Here is a 17675-nt window from a genome sequence, read left to right on the forward strand (position 1 = left end):
CTACCGGCCGCCGGCTACCAGTTGGAGTGCTTCTCGGGCGAGGGCAGCGGGTGGTCGGCGTCGGTGATGACGTACGCCGTGCCGCCCGAGCGGGGCAGCCACGTGTTCTCGAGCTGGCCGCGGTCGTAGGTGCGGCGCACCGCGCCGTTGGAGGCGCCGGCCGGGTCGTTGACCACCACGTCGCCCTTCGCGGTGAAGCCCACCACGACCAGCAGGTGGCCGTTGGACGCGCTGATCGGGGCGCCGCTGAGCTGGCCGCGGTCGAAGGCGATCGAGATGACGACCGGGATGCCGGCGGCCACGAGCACCTCGGCCTCGCGCATGCTGCGCAGCCGGGTCACGAAGCCCGAGCCGGTCTGGCGGGCGGCGTACGCGGTGTTGAACGGCCAGTTGCCGGTGCCGTCGTAGCCGTGGTCGTAGGTCATCCGCGCGGCGTGGTCGACCCACGGGTCGGGGTGGCCGGCGGGCACCCAGGAGTGGTCCTTGGCCCGCGGCAGCGCGTCGTAGTAGCCCAGCACCATCGACGTCGAGGTGGGCGAGCACCACGCCTCGCCGCCGTTGCCCCACTGCGGGTAGTGGCCCTGGTGGATCATCTGGCTGTACGTCGGCACGTCGAGCACCGTGCCGCCGGCCTTGCTCACCACGCCGGGCGCCGAGGCCTGCACCGAGCCCGAGGGCAGCCGCGAGGCCATCGCGCTGACCGCACCCACGCTCGGCGGGTTGCTGCCCGCGCCGGCGCGGCGGCCCAGGGTGACCCGCAGCCGGTAGGCGACCAGCCCGGCCGGCGCCTTCCAGGTGTCGACGTTGACCGAGGCCAGGTCGTCGCTCTGCCCCGAGACGGTGGTGCGCTCGACGAACTTGTCACCCGCGGCCCAGCGGCCCATCAGGTCCCACGACGAGCGGCGCCCGTCGGCGGCGCGGCCCTTGACCTCGACCTCGATCCAGCTGTCGCCGGGGGTCTTGGCCTCCCACGACGCGATCAGCTCGGTGAAGGAGAACCCGGGACGGTGCCACGGGCCGTTCCAGCGCGCGGTCGTGTACGTCGTGCCGCCCAGCTCGCGGCGCGCCGTCGCGCTCGCCGGCTGGTGGAAGACCCTCCCGCGCTTGATCCGCACCGAGTCGAGCCGGCCCTTCTTCCACTGCGCCGAGCCGTCCCAGCCCTGGTGGTTGATCTTGCGCGTCGCGCTGCGGGCCGCGGTGCCGGCGCGCGCCGACATGTCGCTGGAGGCGGGGCTCGCGGTGGCGGCGCTGCCGCCGTCGGCGGCGTACGTCGTGGGGGCGGGGGCCAGCGCGGTGGCCACCAGCGCGAGCGCGGTGGCGGGCAGGAGGGTTCGCAGCACCCGGCAACGGTACGTCACAGCAGTCACTTGCGTCACAGGTCGCGGCCGGAGGAGTTTCATCGGGTACCCGACGAACCTGGCGTCACCCGGCTGAACCTTCAGCTGGGCAGCGTGAGTTTCATCGGGTACCCGATGAAACTCCCTGTGGAGGGCCGGCGGCCCGGCCCGGGCGGGGATGCGGGGCGCGGGTGGGCTCGCTCCTACACTTGAGCCGTGACTTTCCGGCTCTACGACACCGCCACGCGCGACGTCCGCGACTTCGTCCCCCTGCAGCAGGGCAGGGCGGGCGTGTACGTGTGCGGGCTGACGGTGCAGTCGGAGCCGCACGTGGGCCACGTGCGCTCGGCGGTCAACTTCGACGTGCTGCGCCGGTGGCTGGTCCACCAGGGCCTCGAGGTGACGTTCATCCGCAACGTCACCGACATCGACGACAAGATCCTCACCAAGTCGGCCGAGCAGGGCCGCCCGTGGTGGAACCTGGCCTACGACATGTCGCGCGAGCTCGACCGGGCCTACACCGCGCTCAACGTGCTGCCGCCCTCCTACGAGCCGGCCGCCACCGGGCACGTGCCCGAGATGATCACGCTGATCGAGCAGCTGGTGGAGAAGGGCCACGCCTACGCCGCGGCCGACGGCTCGGGCGACGTCTACTTCGACGTGCGCTCGTGGCCGGCGTACGGCGAGCTGACCCGGCAGGGCCTCGACGACATGGAGCCCGCCGAGGACGCCGACCCCCGCGGCAAGCGCGACCCGCGCGACTTCGCGCTCTGGAAGGGCCGCAAGCCCTCCGAGCCCGCGACCGCGTCGTGGCCCAGCCCCTGGGGCCCGGGTCGTCCCGGGTGGCACATCGAGTGCTCGGCGATGGCCGGCAAGTACCTCGGCGAGGCCTTCGACATCCACGGCGGCGGCGTCGACCTGCGCTTCCCGCACCACGAGAACGAGCAGGCCCAGAGCCGCGCGGCCGGGCACGGCTTCGCGTCGTACTGGATGCACAACGCCTGGATCACCACCGCCGGCGAGAAGATGAGCAAGTCGCTGGGCAACAGCCTGACCATCCCGTCGGTGCTGCAGCGCTTCCGCGGCATCGAGCTGCGCTACTACATCGTCTCGGCCCACTACCGCAGCCACGTCGAGTTCAGCTTCGAGGCCCTCGAGGAGGCCGCGGTCGGCTTCCGCCGCATCGAGGCCTACCTCGAGCGCGCCCGCGCCGTCGTCGGCGAGGTCCCCGCGACCGGCATGCACTGCGCCGACTTCGTGGCCGCGATGGACGACGACCTCGGTACGCCGGCCGCGGTCGCCGCGGTCTTCGACGTCGTCCGCGAGGGCAACAAGCTGCTCGCCGACGGTGCTGGTGGGGCCGGTGCCGACTCGGCCGCGCTGCGCGGCAACGCCGCCTCGGTGCGCGCCATGCTGGGCGTGCTCGGGCTCGACCCGGCCGACCCCGCGTGGGGCCCGACGAGCGGCCACGACGACCAGCTCACCTCTGCCGTGGACGCCCTCGTCCGCGGCCTGCTCGACCAGCGTGCCCAGGCGCGCGCGGCGAAGGACTTCGCCGCTGCCGACGCCATCCGCGACCAGATCAAGGCGGCGGGCATCGAGGTCGAGGACACCCCCGACGGACCGAAGTGGAGCCTCATCAATGGCCGGTAGTTCGCGACAGGCGCAGAGCGCCTTCCTCACCAACCGAGAAGGGCACTGACGTGGCCGGTAATTCTCAGCGCAAGGGCGCGATCAAGAAGACCGGCAAGGGCAACCCCACCGCCGGCTCCGGCGGCCGGGTCAAGCGCGGCCTCGAGGGCCGCGGCCCGACCCCGAAGGCCAAGGACCGCGAGTACCACCAGGCCCACAAGGCCGCCAAGCGCGCCGAGAAGAACCGCTCGCAGTCGAAGGGCGGCTCGCAGAAGCGCCGCGGCAGCAGCGACGCCGAGTGGATCGCCGGGCGCAACTCGGTGCTCGAGGCGCTGCGCGAGGGCGTGCCGGTCACCGGCGTGTACGTCGCCGAGGGCGCCGAGCGCGACGGCCGGCTGCGCGAGGTCTTCGCGCTGGCCGCCGACAAGGGCATCAGCCTGCTCGAGGTCGGCCGCGGCGAGCTCGACCGCCTCACCCAGGGCGCGGTGCACCAGGGCCTCGCGGCCCGCATCCCCTCCTACGAGTACGCCGACCCGCACGACCTGATCGTGCGCGCCGAGGAGATGGGCGAGCCGGCCCTGATCGTGATGCTCGACTCGGTCACCGACCCGCGCAACCTGGGCGCGATCGTGCGCAGCGCGGCCGGCTTCGGCGCCCACGGGGTGGTCATCCCCGAGCGCCGCGCCGCCGGCATGACCGCCTCGGCGTGGAAGACCAGCGCCGGCGCCGCCGCGCGCATCCCGGTCGCCCAGACGGTCAACCTGAACCGCCAGATCAAGGAGTACCAGGACGCCGGCTGCATGGTCGTGGGCCTGGCCGCCGACGGCGAGGTCGACCTGCCCGACCTCGACCTGGCCGACGGCCCGCTCGTGGTCGTGGTCGGCTCGGAGGGCAACGGGCTCTCCCGCCTGGTCGCCGAGAACTGCGACCAGCTGGTCTCGATCCCGATGGCCAACCAGCTGGAGTCCCTCAACGCCGGTGTCGCCGCCAGCGTGACCCTCTACGCGATCGCCCGTGCCCGAGCCTGACCCCGCCTCTCCCCAGGCCGCCGAGCCGACGGCCGAGCGGGGCCTGCGCGGCCGCCTGCTCGGGCACACCGTGCGCGGTGCGGTGGTCCTCGGCTGCCTCGCGGTCTGGCTCGGCGGCTCGCTGCTGGCGGCCGGCTTCCTGTTCCTCAGCAGCGAGCGCGAGGTCAGCCTGGCCAGCCACGAGTCGGTGGTCCGGCCGACCCTGAGCGGCCAGGTCGAGCTGCTGACCGGCCCGGTGCTGCCCGACCTGCGCCTGGCCTCCGACCTGCCGCTGGGCGTGCAGGTGCAGCTGGGCAAGACCGAGGCGGCCAGCACCGACGAGCTGGTGCAGCGCTACGCGCTGATCGCCTCGGCCCCCGAGGGCCCGCAGGCCAAGCTGCGCTCGGCGATCGAGGACATGGCCCTCGACGCGCTGCTGCGCGGCCTGGTCATCGGCGCGGTGCCGGTGCTGGTGTGGCTGCTGCTGGGCCGGGCCCGGCGCCGCCAGCTGCTGGTGGCGCTGCCTACGCCGTACGGCGTGCTCGCGGCGCTGCTCGCGGTCGCGATGGTGCTGGGTCTCTGGCAGCCGTGGACCCCCGCCGACGACGCGGTCGAGGCCGCGGAGGACGAGCGCGAGTGGGTGCCCCTGGCCGACTTCGTCGGCACCGGGGTGCCGCTGCCCGACGAGGTCGAGGGCGTCGAGATCCGCGCCGACCTGACCACCAACCAGTCGCGGCGCCTGATCGAGTCGGCCGTCAACACCTACGACAAGTCCCAGACGTTCTACGAGACCGCGGCCGAGGCCGCCGGCGAGCTCGACCTGCGCACCCCCGAGGAGGGGGAGGTGGTCGTGACCATGGTCAGCGACCGCCACGACAACATCCAGATGGACGCCGTGGCCCGTGCCGTCGGCGACCGCGCCGGCGCCACCGGGGTGCTCGACGGCGGCGACGACACCTCCACCGGCTCGAGCTGGGAGGCGTTCTCGCTCGACTCGGTCTCGGCCGCCTTCGAGGACCAGCCGCGCTGGGGCGTGGCCGGCAACCACGACAACGGCACGTTCGTGGTCGACTACCTCGCCGACCAGGGCTGGACGATGCTCGACGGCGAGGTCGTCGAGGGCCCCGGCGGCGGCACGCTGCTCGGCGTGGCCGACCCCCGCGCCAGCGGGCTGGGCAGCTGGCGCGACGAGGGCGGGCTGAGCTTCGAGGAGGTCGGCGAGCGGCTGGCCGACGCCGCCTGCGCCGCCGACGAGCCGATCGACACGGTGCTGGTCCACGACGCCAACCTGGCCTCCGAGGCGCTGCGCCGCGGCTGCGTCGACCTGGTCGTCGGCGGGCACCTGCACGTGCAGGAGGGCCCCGACCCGGTCGTGGCCGACGAGGATCCCGAGGGCCCGGACGACTCGGACGGCTCAGACGGCACCGACGGCTCCGACGGCCCCGACGGCCCCGACGAGTCGGCGGAAGGGGCGGCCGCCGAGCCCGCCGCCGACGAGGCGAGCGACGAGGAGCCCGAGGGGGAGGAGAACCCCGAGGAGACCGCCCCGCGCACCGGTTACCGGTTCACGATGGGCACCACGGGCGGGGCGGCGTACGCCATCGCGCTCGGCTCGAAGATCCGCCGCGAGGCGCAGGTCTCGCTGATCACCTACCGCGACGGCAGCCCCGTGGGCATCCAGACCGTCAACCTGCAGACCAACGGGGTCTGGGTCGTCGACGACTACGTCGAGCTCGCCGAGCTGGCCGTCGAGCCCGACCCCGACGACCAGCCCACCGACGGTCCGGCCCCGGGCCCGATCGCCCCCGGCGACGGCCTCGACGACGGCCTCGACGACGGCGCCGGCGACGGGCTCGACCAGGGCTGAGCGGGCCCGCGGGAGCTTCATCGGCCACCCAGGAGCTTCATCGGCCGGCCGACGGAACTCCTCCGGCCGGGCTCAGCCCCGGCGGCGCTCCCGCACCGCTGCCACCCGCTCGCGCAGCGGGCGCCTGGTGATCTGGCTGGCGCGGCCGTGCAGCGCGGTGAGCATGGTGACGAAGAGGGTGTCCTGCTCGTCGGTGCGCTCGAAGGTGGTCAGGTTGAGCACCGGCTTCATCCGCTGGCGGGTCACCGCCTTGGCGTAGGTGAACTCCTTGAGGCCGTCGGCGCCGTGGATGCGCCCGAAGCCGGAGTCGCCGACCCCGCCGAAGGGCAGCGAGGGCACCCCGGCGAAGGCGATCACCGAGTTGACCGAGGTCATGCCCGAGCGCAGCCGGCGGGCGATGTCGGGGCCCTGGCGACCGGAGAACACCGCGCCGCCGAGGCCGTACTTGCCGGCGTTGGTCAGCTCGACGGCCTCGTCCATGCAGCTGACCCGGTTGACCACGACCGTCGGCCCGAAGGTCTCCTCGGTCACGGCCAGGGAGTCCTCGGGCACGTCGACCAGCACCACCGGCTGGGCGTAGCGGTCGTCGACCGACTCGGGCCCGCCCACCACGGCGCGCCCGCCGCGGGCCAGCGCGTCGTCGACGTGGCTGCGCACCACCTCGAGCTGCGAGGCCATCGTCATCGGGCCGAGCTTGGCGTCGGCGTCGACGCCCGCGTGCACGGCGCGGGCCCGCTCGGAGAGGCGGGCCACGAAGTCGTCGGCGACCTTCTCGTGCACGTAGACCCGCTCGACGCCGATGCAGGTCTGGCCGGCGTTGGAGAAGGCTCCCCAGGCCGCGGCGTCGGCGGCGGCGTCGAGGTCGGCGTCCTCGTCGACGATCAGGGCGTCCTTGCCGCCGGCCTCGATCACGACGGGCGTGAGGTTCTCGGCGCAGGTGGCCATCACCTTCTTGCCGGTGGCCGTCGAGCCGGTGAAGGCGAGCTTGTCGATGTCGGCGCGGCACAGCGCGGCACCGGTCTCGCCCCAGCCGATGACGGTCTGCAGCAGGTGCTGGTCGGGCACGACCTCGCGCAGGCTGTCGGCGAGCCAGACGCCCACGCCGGGGGTCAGCTCGCTGGGCTTGAAGACGACGGTGTTGCCGGCGCCCAGGGCGTAGGCGATCGAGCCCATCGGCGTGAAGACCGGGTAGTTCCAGGGCCCGATCACGCCCACGACGCCGAGCGGCAGGTACTCCACCGACGCGGCGTGGTTGGCCAGCAGCAGCCCCGAGGAGACCCGGTGGCGCCCCAGCACCTTCTCGGCCTTCGAGCCGATCCAGGCCAGGTGGTCGATGGCCAGGCCGATCTCGAGCTGGGCGTCGGCGTGCGGCTTGCCGGTCTCGGCGTGCACGACGTCGGCCAGCTGGGCCATCCGCCGGGTCAGCACCGCGCGCCACTGGGCCAGCACCTCGGCGCGGGCGTCGAAGCCGATGCCGGCCCACCAGCCGGCCGAGGCCCGGGCCCGGGCCACGGCGGCCTCGACCGAGGCGGTGTCGTCGACGGCGTGCACGCCGACCACGTCGCCGGTCGCGGGGTCGAAGGACTCCAGCTTCTGCCGGTCCTGCTCCTGGGTGTGCTCGCTCATCGGTGGTCCTTCCTCGCGGTGCTCGTGGCGCCGACCGGCACGCGGCCGCGCACGAGGTCGGCGGCCTTCTCGCCGATCATGATGGTGGGGGCGTTGGTGTTGCCGCGGGTGACCATCGGCATCACGCTGGCGTCGACGACGCGCAGGCCCTCGATGCCGCGCACCCGCAGCTCGGGGTCGACCACGGCGCGCTCGTCGTCGCCCATCGCGCAGGTGCCGACGGGGTGGTAGAGCGTCTGGGTCTCCGCGCGCAGGTGCTCCTCGATCTGGGCGTCGGTCGGGTCGGCGCCCCACCGCATCGTCGCCAGCCCGGGCCCGGCGACCAGCTCGGCCAGCGGGCCGGTGGCGACCACGTCGAGCATCCGGCGTACGCCGGCGATCATCGCGTCGAGGTCGGCCTGGTCGTCGTAGTAGCCGGGGTCGATGTCGGGGTGCCAGCGCGGGTCGGCCGAGCGCAGCCGCAGGGAGCCGCGGCTGGCCACGTGCACCAGCGTCGGGGCGACGGTGACCTTGCGGCTGGTGGGCTCGTGCAGCCCGTTGTCCCAGAAGCCGCTGGGCGCGACGTGGGCCTGCAGGTCGGGGGCGTGCAGGCCCTCGCGGCTGCGCCAGAAGCCGCCGCCCTCGCCGACGTTGGAGGTCAGCGGGCCCCGGCCCATCAGCTTGGCGCGCGCGAAGGTGCCCAGGGTGTTGAGCTCGGCCAGGTCGGTGGTGCCGCGGGTCTCGAAGACCAGCGGCAGCGCGGGGTGGTCGTGCAGGTTGGCGCCGACCGCGGGCTGGTCGAGCAGCACGTCGACACCGACCTCGCGCAGGTGCTCGCCCGGGCCGATGCCCGAGAGCATCAGCAGCTGCGGGCTGTTGACCGCGCCGCCGCACAGCAGCACCTCGGCGGCGGCGTACGTCGTGCGGGTGCCGCGGCCGTGCTGGTACTGCACGCCCACCGCGCGGCCGCCCTCGACGACGACCTTCTCGGCCAGCGCGCCGGTGCGCACGGTGAGGTTGGGCCGGTCGGCGGCGGGGTCGAGGTAGCCGCGGGCCGTCGACCAGCGCCGGCCCTGGTGGCAGGTGACCTGGTAGAGCCCGGCCCCCTCCTGGGTGGCGCCGTTGAAGTCGTCGTTGCGCGCCATGCCCGAGGCGACCGCCGACTCGACCCAGGCCTCGGTGAGCTCGTGGGTGTAGCGGCGGTCCTCGACGTGCAGGGGGCCGTCCTGGCCGTGGAAGGGCCCGCCGTGGCGGCTGTTGGCCTCGGCACGGCGGAAGTAGGGCAGCACGTCGTCGTAGCCCCAGCCGTGGGCGCCGTGGTCGTCGCGCCAGGTGTCGTAGTCGGCTGCGTTGCCGCGGATGTAGATCATCGCGTTCATCGAGGAGCAGCCGCCGAGCGCCTTCATCCGCGGCCAGTAGGCGCGCCGGCCCAGCTGCTTCTGCTCGGTGGTCTGGTAGTTCCAGTCCCACCGGGTCTTGAAGAGGTTCGGGAACGCGGCCGGGATCGTGACGTGGTCGGACTCCGCCGGCCCGCCCGCCTCCAGCAGCAGCACGCTGGTGGTCGGGTCCTCGCTCAGCCGGGCGGCCAGCACCGCCCCGGCGCTGCCCGCGCCCACCACCACGTAGTCGAAGCTCTCCCGCACGCTCATCGGCCCTCCTCGTCGCGACCGGGCTCGGTGCCCGCGCGTCCGTGCCGACGGTATGCCGGGGTGGCCCGCGTCACAACGGCGGTGTCCCGGTGCTGGACACCACGCGTGGCCGGGTGGCCCGGGTGGGCCCGGTCGGGCCGGGTGCGGCCGGGGTCGACCACCCCTCCACGGGTGGGAGCGGGTGGAACTGATTCCAATTCACTGTGGGCAGCGTCACCTTCTTGCGGCACACTCGTTAAGAATTAGTACACGTTCTAGTTCTTGGAGGTCCGGTGTCAGCTCGACGGTCCCCGCGAGACGTCCGACGCGCCGCCACGGCCGTCGTGGCGGGCTCGCTCTGCCTGGTGCTCGCCGCGTGCGGCTCCAACCTCGACCCCAACGACGTCGTGGGGGCGGGCGGCACGCTGGGCGGCACCACGGCCGACGGCTCGGTCGTGGGAGGCGAGACCTCCGACGCCGGCGGCGACCCGGGCGCGGGCGGGGTGCCGGGCACCGACGGCTCGGGGGGCACGGCGGGCAGCCCCGGCTCCAGCGGGTCCGGCGGGTCGAGCGGGTCGGGCGGCTCCTCGGGCGGCGGCTCCACCACCGACCCGGGCGGCGAGAGCTCGGCCGACGGTGGCGGCAAGGCCGCCTCCTGCGACGGCTTCAAGAACGGGCCGGGCATCACCGACTCCACCATCACCATCGGCAACGCGGCCGACATCTCCGGACCGGTGCCGGGGCTCTTCGAGGCCGCCCAGGACGCCACCAAGGCCTACGTGGCCTTCTACAACAAGACCAACCCCGACGGCATCTGCGGCCGCTCGCTGGCGCTGAAGAACTACGACGCCCGCACCGACTCGGGCGGCAACCAGCAGGCCTACGCCGACGCCTGCACCAACACCTTCGCCATGATCGGCTCGATGTCGGCCTTCGACTCCGGCGGCGCGGCCGAGGCCGAGAAGTGCGGCCTGCCCGACATCCGCTCCGCGGCGGTCACCGGCACCCGGGGCGCGTGCGACACCTGCTTCGGCGCCCAGTCGACGGTGGCCACGCAGTTCGAGAACGCCGTGCCCGACTACGTGCTGAAGAACTTCAAGGCCGCCTCGCAGAAGGCCGCGATGCTCTACATCAACGCCGGCGCGGCCTCCGAGAACGGCAAGCTGCAGCTGCAGGCGATGACCCAGCGCGGGATGAAGTTCGTCTACGAGCAGCCCATCGAGGTCTCCGACTTCAACTACGCCCCCTACGTGCAGCAGATGAAGGACCGCGACGTGGGCTACGTGCAGTTCATCGGCGCCGCCTCCCAGGCCGCCAAGCTCGCCCAGGCCATGCAGCAGCAGGGCTTCGAGCCCGACGTCTACATGCTCGACCCCACCGCCTACACCCGCGAGTTCCTCCAGGGCGGCGACGCGGTCGAGGGCGCCACCGTCTTCACCAACTTCGTGCCCTTCGAGGAGGCCGGGTCCAACCCCGAGACGCAGCTCTACCTGAGCTGGTTGCAGCAGGTGAAGCCCGGAGCCGAGCCCACCTTCTTCGGCGTCTTCGCCTGGTCGGCGGCCCGCCTCTTCGTCGAGCAGGCGGTCGGCCTGGGCGGTCGGCTGAACCGCTCCTCGCTCATCGACTCGCTGCGCAAGGTCAACGCCTGGACCGCCAACGACCTGCACTCGCGCCAGGTCGTGGGGCCCAAGCAGACCGGTGACTGCTGGCGCTTCATCCAGGTCAAGGGCGGTCGCTGGAGCTCGGTGGGCGGCTCGAAGTACACCTGCAACGGGATCACGACGGTCCGATGAGCTCGTTCCTGGCGTTCACGCTCTTCGGCCTGTTCAGCGGGGCGGCGTACGCGATCGCGGCCAGCGGGCTGGTGCTGACCTACAGCACCACCCGGGTCTTCAACATCGCCCACGGCGCGCTCGGCATGGTGATGTCGTTCGTCTTCTGGGACTTCAGCATCCGGCAGGGGATGCCGCTGTGGCTGGCGCTGTTCCTGGTGCTCTTCGTCGTCGCGCCCGGCGTGGGCTGGTTCATCCAGCGCTTCGTGACCCGCGGGCTCGGCGAGGGCCCGGTCTCGGTGTCGCTGGTGGTCACCGTGGGCCTGCTGGTCGGGTGCATCGGCCTGGCCACCCAGATCTGGCCGCCCGAGCCGCGCAGCATCCAGCCCTTCTTCCCCGGCAGCGACGTCGAGCTCTTCGGCATCTTCGTCACCGCCCACCAGATCATCACCATCGCGCTCTCGGGCGTGGTCGCGGTCGGCCTCTACGTGCTGCTCAACCGCACCCGCATCGGCACCGCGATGCGTGCCTCGGTCGACAACCCCGAGCTGCTCAAGCTCTTCGGCGGCAAGCCCGAGCAGGTCGCCGCGCTCTCGTGGGCCATCGGCACCTCGCTGGCCGCGCTGGCCGGCGTGCTGCTGGTCTCGACCGTCGGCCTCGACTACTACGCGCTGACCCTGCTGGTCATCAACGCCTACGCCGCCGCGATGCTCGGGCGCCTGAAGTCGCTGCCGCTGACCTTCCTCGGCGCGATGTCGCTGGGGCTGGTCACCTCCTACGCCTCGGGCTACCTGCCCACCGAGGGCCTGCTCAACAGCGTGCGCAACGTGGTGCCGGCGCTGTTCCTCTTCGCCGTCATCGTCGCGATGCCCCAGGCCCAGCTGCGCATCGGCCAGGTCAAGGGCATCGTCTCGGCGCCGCAGCCCTCGCTGTTCCGGGCCCTGGGCTGGGGCGGCGCGCTGCTGCTGGGCGTGGCCTTCCTGGCCACCGCCTTCGGGGAGTCCAAGCTGCTGCTGCTGGGCACCGCGGCGACGTACGCGATGGTGATGCTCTCGCTGGTGCTGCTGACCGGGTACGGCGGGCACGTGTCGCTGGCCCAGCTGACTTTCGCCGGCGTCGGTGCGCTGGCCTACGTCAAGCTCGACCAGCCCAACCTCGCGGGGCTGGCCCTCTCGGCGCTGGTCGCGGCCGGTGTCGGGGCGCTGGTGGCGCTGCCGGTGATCCGCCTGACCGGGCTCTACCTGGCCCTCTCGACGCTCGCCTTCGGCGTGATCATGGAGAAGATGGTCTTCCAGGCCGACTTCGCCTTCGGCTTCAACGGCTCCCTCGACGCCGAGCGCCTCTCGGTCCTCGGCGTCGCCATCAGCTCCACCGCCGCCTACGTGTGGGTGATGGCGCTGTTCTTCGTGCTGATGGGCCTGGCGCTGCTGTGGCTGCGCCGCGGCACCCTGGGCCGGATGCTCATCGCGCTGCGCGACAGCCCGGCCGCCTGCGGCACGCTGGGGCTCGACGCGCGCTGGTTCCGGGTCGGGCTCTTCGGGCTCTCGGCCGGGATGGCCGGCCTCGCCGGCGCGCTGTACGCCGGCCTGCGCGGCTCGGTCGGGGCCGCGGAGTTCCAGTACTTCAACTCGCTGCCGCTGCTGCTGCTCGCCGTGGTCTTCGGCGTCACGTCGGTGACCGGCGCCGCCCTCGGCGGGGTCGGGCTGATGCTGCTGCCGGTCTTCCAGTCCTCCAACCCCTCGGCGGCGGGGCTGATCTTCGCGGTCATCGGCTTCGGCGCGGTGGCCCTGGGCCGCGACCCCAACGGACTGGCCAACCAGCTCTTCAAGCTCGGGCGGCTGCTCGACCGCCGCTACGGCACCAAGGTCCGCGCCCGCATCCCCGTGCTGCCCGCGCCCGGCGAGGCCCAGCAGCGGATGCACGACGAGGCCCGGGCCAACGCCGGGGCCGAGCCGTCCCTGTCCAGCGTCGGCCTGCACGGCGACTCGCCCGCCGGCCACTCCCACTCCGACGGGTCGGTCGACGTGCCGCTCGTCGCCGACCCCAGCCGGGAGGTGGGTGCGCATGCCGCTCCTCGAGGTTGACCACGTCGTGGTCCAGTTCGGCGGCGTCACCGCCGTCGACGAGGCCTGCTTCGCCGCCGAGGCAGGCCGGGTCACCGGCCTGATCGGGCCCAACGGCGCCGGCAAGACCACCTGCTTCAACGTCATCTCCGGGCTGCAGAAGCCCACCCGCGGCGCGGTGCGCTTCGACGGGCGCAAGGTGACGTCGGTGCCGGTGCACCGCCGCTCCAAGCGGGGGATGGGCCGCACCTTCCAGCGCCTCGAGGCGTTCGGCTCGCTGAGCGTGCGCGACAACGTGCGCGTGGCCGCCGACATCCACCGCGGCCTCCTGGGTGCGGTGCGCGGGCTCGGCTCGTCCTCCCGGGGCGGGGTCGACGCGCTGCTCGAGCGGGTGGGCATCGCGGCGTACGCCGACGAGCGCGCCGACTCGATCCCGACCGGCACCGCCCGGCTGCTCGAGCTGGCCCGCTGCTTGGCCGGCGACCCCCAGCTGCTGCTGCTCGACGAGCCCTCGTCGGGCCTCGACGAGACCGAGACCGACGACTTCGGCGACCTGCTGCGCGACCTGGCCGTCGAGGGCCGCGCGATCCTGATGGTCGAGCACGACATGGACCTGGTGATGGGCGTGTGCGACGAGATCCACGTGCTCGACTTCGGCTCGGTGATCGCCTCCGGCACCCCGCAGGCGATCCGGGGCGACGCCGCGGTCCAGAAGGCCTACCTCGGCTACGCGCCCGACGCCGAGCACCCTGCCGAGCACCCCGCCGAGCACCCCGCCGAGGCCACCCGCACCGACCTGCCGGTGCTCGGCGACGACACGACCGTCCTGCCCGCCGTGGGCGCGAGCCCCCTGCCCGGAGGTGCCCGATGAGCGTCCCCATCCTCGAGGTCGTCGACCTGCACGCCGCCTACGGGCGCATCGAGGTGCTGCGCGGCGTCGACCTGTCGGTGCCCAAGGGCGCGGTGATGGCGCTGCTGGGGCCCAACGGCGCCGGCAAGTCGACGCTGATCAAGGTGGTCTCGGGGCAGAAGTCGTCCACCTCCGGCGACGTCCACCTCGGCGGCGTCAACGTCCGCGGCGCGGGCCCCGAGGAGCTCGCCCGGCTCGGGCTGTGCACGGTGCCCGAGGGCCGCTCGGTCTTCCCCAACCTGACGGTCGCCGAGAACCTCACGCTGATGTCGTACGCCGGGGTGCCGGCCGAGGCGGTCCTCGAGACCGCGTTCACCTACTTCCCGCGCCTGCTGGAGCGCCGCGGCCAGCTCGCCGGCACCATGTCGGGCGGTGAGCAGCAGATGCTGGCGATGTCGCGGGCCCTGGCCTCCGACCCGGCCCTGCTGCTGCTCGACGAGCTGTCGATGGGCCTGGCGCCGCTGATCGTCGACGAGCTCTACGACACCGTCGCCCAGATCGCCGAGTCCGGCGTCTCCATCCTGTGCATCGAGCAGTTCGCCCGCACCGCGCTGCGGGTCTCCGACTACGCCGCGGTGATGAGCGGTGGCCGCGTCGTGGCCACCGGCGAGCCTGCCGAGATCCTCGAGACCATGTCCGACGTCATCCTGGGAGGTGCGGCATGAGCCGCCAGACCACCGCTTCGTCCCCGCGCCGCGTGCTGCTCTCGCTGGCCGCGACCGCCCTGGTCGGGGCCGGGCTCCCGCTGGCCGCCGCGCCGGCCGGTGCGGTCGCGGGTGCCGTCGAGGGCGACCCGCCCTTCGCCGGGTACGCCGCGACCACCACCGCCACGCCGGTGCGCATCGAGATCTACGAGCCCACCATCCCGATCCCCGCCACCCCGCAGGCCGAGCTCAACCTCGGCTACAGCGTGGTCAAGGCCGACTCCTCGACCTCGCGCGGGCGGGCCAGCTTCATGTGGCCCGGCGACGCCGTGGGGGAAGGGTTCAAGACCATCCTCGAGAACCTGGGCCTGCCGCCCGAGCTGGTCGCCCCGCTCGCCGAGGGCGGCTACCCCGTCCAGGTCAACTCCAACCACCCCGCCGGTCCCGAGCGCGCGGCCGACGAGCCGTTCCCGGGCGTGGTCAACCGCACCCGCGCCACCGAGGGCAGGACCTTCGCCGAGGTCGGCTACTCCACCGACTGCCGCCTCGGCGACCCCGGCGCCGGCGACCAGGGCGACGGCGGCAGCGACGACGGCGAGACCCCGGGCGTCCCCGGGCTGCCCGGGCTGCCCGGTCTGCCCGAGATCCCGGGCCTGCCCGGCATCCCCGGCCTGGGCTCCCTCACCGACGGCCTGACGGGCGGCCTGACCGGCGGCAAGTCCGGCGGGGGGCTGCTGGGCGGGCTGAGCGGGTCGCGGGCCGACACGGCCGCGCCCACCGCACGCGAGCGGCGTACGGCGCGGGCGGAGGCCGGTGCCGCCGACGACGCAGCCGCCGAGGAGGTGGAGTGCCAGATCCCCGACCAGCTCGCCGCGCTCGTCGACATCGGCGGCTACGCCGCCGAGTCGGTCGTGACCAACGACCCCACCGCCGTGCGCGCGGTCTCGCGCTCGGCCGTCGGCGACGTCAGCCTGCTCGGCGGGGTGGTGACCCTGTCGGGCATCACCGCCCGGGCCGTGGCCGGCAGCGACGGCGCCAAGGGCACGACCGGCGGCGGCGCCGACTACGGGGTGCTGACCATCGCCGGGCAGAAGTTCCGCTTCGGCGCCGACGGGTTCGAGGCCGCCGGCCAGGCCGCGCCGGTGCCGGGCCTGCCCGACGAGGCCGGCGCGGCGCTCGAGGCGCTGGGCATCCAGCTGCTGCTGCCGCAGCCGTCGTACGAGCGGGAGGGCGACAAGGCCACCTCCACGGTGCACGGCATCCAGGTCGTCATCGACGCCGGTGTGCTGCGCCGCCAGCTCGACGCGCTGCCCCTCAACGCGCTCGCCGACCTGCTCGACCAGATCCCCGAGGAGGCCGGGCAGCTCAAGAGCCTGCTCGGCGCGGCGCTCAACCTCTCGCCGAGGTTCGTGATCACCCTCGGCAACGCCACCAGCGTCGTGGACACCTCGCAGCCCGTCGACATCCCGACCGGCGAGGTGCCCGACAACAACACCACCGGTGGCGGCGACCCGACCAGCCCGACCGACGGGGCCGGCACCGGCACCGGTGGCGGCGGCGCGGGCACCCCCGGCACCCCGGGCACCCCCGGTGAGCCGGCCGTGCCCGGCAGCGGCGGCTCGACCGACGGCGACCTCGTCGACGCGGCCCCGACCGCGGCGGGGCTCCCCCCGCTGTTCTCCATCCCCGGCGCCCTGCTGCTCGGCGCCATCGCGGCCGCGACGGTCGCCGGCTCCTACCTGCGCCGCCTCGGGGTGATGGCCCTCGGGGGCGGCGGCGCCTGCCCCCACGGCCTCGACAGCGGCCTCCCCGACCTCCGAAAGGCCTGAGCGATGACGACCGTCGACCCCGCACCCACCCCCACCGGCACCGCCGTGGCCGCCCCCGCCGCGCCGGCTTCGGGCGCCCGCACCGGCGCCTCGGCGCTCGGCTCGCTGCCCCGGGCCGGCTCGCGCGGCGGCAACGGCGCGGCGCCGCTGAAGAACAACAACTACCGGCTGCTGCAGGTGGTGCTCTTCTGGGCCGGCGCGGTGCTGCTGCCGCTGGGCCTCGTGGTGATCATCCTGGGCTGGTACGGCGCGGCCAACACGCCCTACGAGTACGACCAGATCTCCTACCTGGTCTCGGGCGGCCTGCTGGGGCTGGGGCTGACCTTCTGCGGCGGGTTCCTCTACTTCGGCGCCTGGCTGGCCCGCATCGCCGACGACGGCCGCGAGTCCTCCAAGCGCCTGGCCGACACCCTGCTGGTGCTCGCCGACGTCACCTCGCGCGCCGCGGCCACCCGCGACGACGGGGTCGACGTCTCCGCGCTCCCGGTCACCGCCGGCGACGGCACCACCATGCACCGCCGCGACTGCTCCCTGATCGCCCACCGCAGCGACCTGCACCCCGTCGGCGAGCACAACGGCCACCTCACCACCTGCCGCGTCTGCCGCCCCTGACCCCCGCTGACCCGGCCCAGATCTCCCCCTGACCCGGCCTGAACTTCACCCCGATCCGGCCTGAACTTCGCCCTGAGCCGGCCTGAACTTCCCGCCACGCCGGATCGACAGGGGCCGGGGAGGTCCGGGCCGACTCGGTGGGAGATCTGGGCCGGGTCACGGAGACATCTGGGCCGGGTCAGGGTGAGATATGCGCCGGGTCGGCAGGGCGAATTCCAGGTAGTCACGCAACACCGTGGTTGGTGGGTGGTTGTGAGAGTAGTTGGTCAAGGACTTCGGCGGGTGTGAGGAAGCCGTGGCGTTTGCGGGGTCGGGTGTTGAGCTGAGTGGCGATGTTGTCGAGCAGGCCGGGTCCGTAGAAGGACAGGTCGCCGCCCTTGGGCAGGTATTGGCGCAGCAGGCCGTTGATGTTCTCGTTCGAGCCGCGTTGCCAGGGCGAGTGCGGGTCGCAGAAGTAGACGTCGAGGTCGGTGGCTTTGGTGATCTCGACGTGGTTGGCCATCTCGCTGCCCTGGTCCCAGGTCAGCGAGCCGCGCAGCTGTTCGGGCAGGGTCGCGATTTTGGCCACGAGCGCTTCTTGGACCGCTGCGGCGCCGTGGTCACCAGGCAGGTGCAGCAGCATCACGAACCCGGTGGTGCGCTCGACCAAGGTGCCGACCGCGGACCCAGAAGCGGTCGAGCCGAGGATCAGGTCGCCTTCCGTAAGACTGAAGCGGCCCGGGGGAACTGGGCGTGGCTGAGGTCGCCTTGCGTCTTGTCGCTTACTGGG

At 73.4% G+C, this 17675-nt stretch carries 12 protein-coding genes and 1 pseudogene; 9 read left to right on the forward strand and 4 right to left on the reverse strand.

The window, feature by feature from the left end:
* Positions 1 to 14: 14 nt before the first annotated feature.
* Entirely contained in the window at positions 15 to 1340 is a 1326-nt protein-coding gene (locus tag ABKW28_RS16990; RefSeq protein WP_348611756.1) for a C39 family peptidase, read from the reverse strand.
* 213 nt (positions 1341 to 1553) lie between these two features.
* Here ABKW28_RS16990 and cysS point away from each other — a divergent pair, with 213 nt between their 5' ends.
* Genes cysS through ABKW28_RS17005 form a run of 3 tightly spaced genes read left to right on the forward strand, consistent with a single transcriptional unit; the run spans position 1554 to position 5843 of the window.
* The gene (cysS, locus tag ABKW28_RS16995) at positions 1554 to 2990 is read left to right on the forward strand and encodes a cysteine--tRNA ligase (RefSeq protein ID WP_193670159.1); all 1437 of its coding nucleotides are present in this window, start codon (positions 1554 to 1556) and stop codon (positions 2988 to 2990) included.
* A 50-nt stretch (positions 2991 to 3040) separates the two neighbouring features.
* Positions 3041 to 3997, forward strand: coding sequence for a 23S rRNA (guanosine(2251)-2'-O)-methyltransferase RlmB (gene rlmB / locus ABKW28_RS17000; RefSeq protein ID WP_193670158.1), 957 nt, complete (start codon positions 3041 to 3043; stop codon positions 3995 to 3997).
* Positions 3984 to 5843: a metallophosphoesterase gene (locus ABKW28_RS17005; RefSeq protein WP_348611759.1), complete on the forward strand. Its 1860-nt coding sequence runs from the start codon at positions 3984 to 3986 to the stop codon at positions 5841 to 5843. The genes rlmB and ABKW28_RS17005 overlap by 14 nt, the downstream gene beginning before the upstream one ends.
* Positions 5844 to 5915: 72 nt before the next feature.
* Here the strand turns inward: ABKW28_RS17005 and ABKW28_RS17010 are convergent, their stop codons facing one another.
* A complete protein-coding gene (locus ABKW28_RS17010) occupies positions 5916 to 7469 on the reverse strand; it encodes an aldehyde dehydrogenase family protein (protein ID WP_348611762.1) in 1554 nt (517 codons plus the stop codon).
* Positions 7466 to 9097: a GMC family oxidoreductase N-terminal domain-containing protein gene (locus ABKW28_RS17015; protein WP_193670155.1), complete on the reverse strand. Its 1632-nt coding sequence runs from the start codon at positions 9095 to 9097 to the stop codon at positions 7466 to 7468. The genes ABKW28_RS17010 and ABKW28_RS17015 overlap by 4 nt, the downstream gene beginning before the upstream one ends.
* A 272-nt stretch (positions 9098 to 9369) precedes the next feature.
* Here ABKW28_RS17015 and ABKW28_RS17020 point away from each other — a divergent pair, with 272 nt between their 5' ends.
* The 6 genes from ABKW28_RS17020 to ABKW28_RS17045 are packed head-to-tail and all read left to right on the forward strand — an operon-like array spanning position 9370 to position 16906.
* On the forward strand, positions 9370 to 10869 hold the full coding sequence (locus ABKW28_RS17020) for an ABC transporter substrate-binding protein (protein ID WP_193670154.1): 1500 nt from the start codon (positions 9370 to 9372) through the stop codon (positions 10867 to 10869).
* A complete protein-coding gene (locus ABKW28_RS17025) occupies positions 10866 to 12932 on the forward strand; it encodes an ABC transporter permease (RefSeq protein ID WP_193670153.1) in 2067 nt (688 codons plus the stop codon). The genes ABKW28_RS17020 and ABKW28_RS17025 overlap by 4 nt, the downstream gene beginning before the upstream one ends.
* Entirely contained in the window at positions 12913 to 13782 is an 870-nt protein-coding gene (locus tag ABKW28_RS17030; RefSeq protein WP_348611765.1) for an ABC transporter ATP-binding protein, read from the forward strand. Before ABKW28_RS17025 ends, ABKW28_RS17030 begins: the two co-directional genes overlap by 20 nt.
* Positions 13779 to 14486: an ABC transporter ATP-binding protein gene (locus tag ABKW28_RS17035; protein WP_193670151.1), complete on the forward strand. Its 708-nt coding sequence runs from the start codon at positions 13779 to 13781 to the stop codon at positions 14484 to 14486. Before ABKW28_RS17030 ends, ABKW28_RS17035 begins: the two co-directional genes overlap by 4 nt.
* Positions 14483 to 16294 carry a choice-of-anchor P family protein gene (locus ABKW28_RS17040; RefSeq protein WP_348611768.1) on the forward strand — a complete coding sequence of 604 codons (1812 nt, stop codon included), beginning with the start codon at positions 14483 to 14485 and terminating at the stop codon, positions 16292 to 16294. Before ABKW28_RS17035 ends, ABKW28_RS17040 begins: the two co-directional genes overlap by 4 nt.
* A 3-nt stretch (positions 16295 to 16297) precedes the next feature.
* Positions 16298 to 16906, forward strand: a complete 609-nt coding sequence (locus ABKW28_RS17045) for a hypothetical protein (protein WP_193670149.1) — start codon at positions 16298 to 16300, stop codon at positions 16904 to 16906.
* A gap of 223 nt (positions 16907 to 17129) precedes the next feature.
* On the opposite strand, the pseudogene ABKW28_RS17050 reads toward ABKW28_RS17045, so the two are convergent.
* Positions 17130 to 17606 (reverse strand): annotated as a pseudogene (locus ABKW28_RS17050) (IS30 family transposase); the annotation flags it as partial.
* Positions 17607 to 17675 lie beyond the last annotated feature (69 nt).

It is taken from the genome of Nocardioides sp. 31GB23 (assembly GCF_040012395.1).
GTDB lineage: Bacteria > Actinomycetota > Actinomycetes > Propionibacteriales > Nocardioidaceae > Nocardioides > Nocardioides salarius.

Excerpts from the sequence above, each read along its gene's own strand:
- ABKW28_RS17045 (WP_193670149.1), top strand. The coding sequence starts at position 16,298 with ATGACGACCGTCGACCCCGCACCCACCCCCACCGGCACCGCCGTGGCC.
- ABKW28_RS17030 (WP_348611765.1), top strand. The coding sequence starts at position 12,913 with ATGCCGCTCCTCGAGGTTGACCACGTCGTGGTCCAGTTCGGCGGCGTC.
- ABKW28_RS17010 (WP_348611762.1), bottom strand. The coding sequence starts at position 7,469 with ATGAGCGAGCACACCCAGGAGCAGGACCGGCAGAAGCTGGAGTCCTTC.
- ABKW28_RS17025 (WP_193670153.1), top strand. The coding sequence starts at position 10,866 with ATGAGCTCGTTCCTGGCGTTCACGCTCTTCGGCCTGTTCAGCGGGGCG.
- ABKW28_RS17040 (WP_348611768.1), top strand. The coding sequence starts at position 14,483 with ATGAGCCGCCAGACCACCGCTTCGTCCCCGCGCCGCGTGCTGCTCTCG.
- ABKW28_RS17035 (WP_193670151.1), top strand. The coding sequence starts at position 13,779 with ATGAGCGTCCCCATCCTCGAGGTCGTCGACCTGCACGCCGCCTACGGG.
- ABKW28_RS17015 (WP_193670155.1), bottom strand. The coding sequence starts at position 9,097 with ATGAGCGTGCGGGAGAGCTTCGACTACGTGGTGGTGGGCGCGGGCAGC.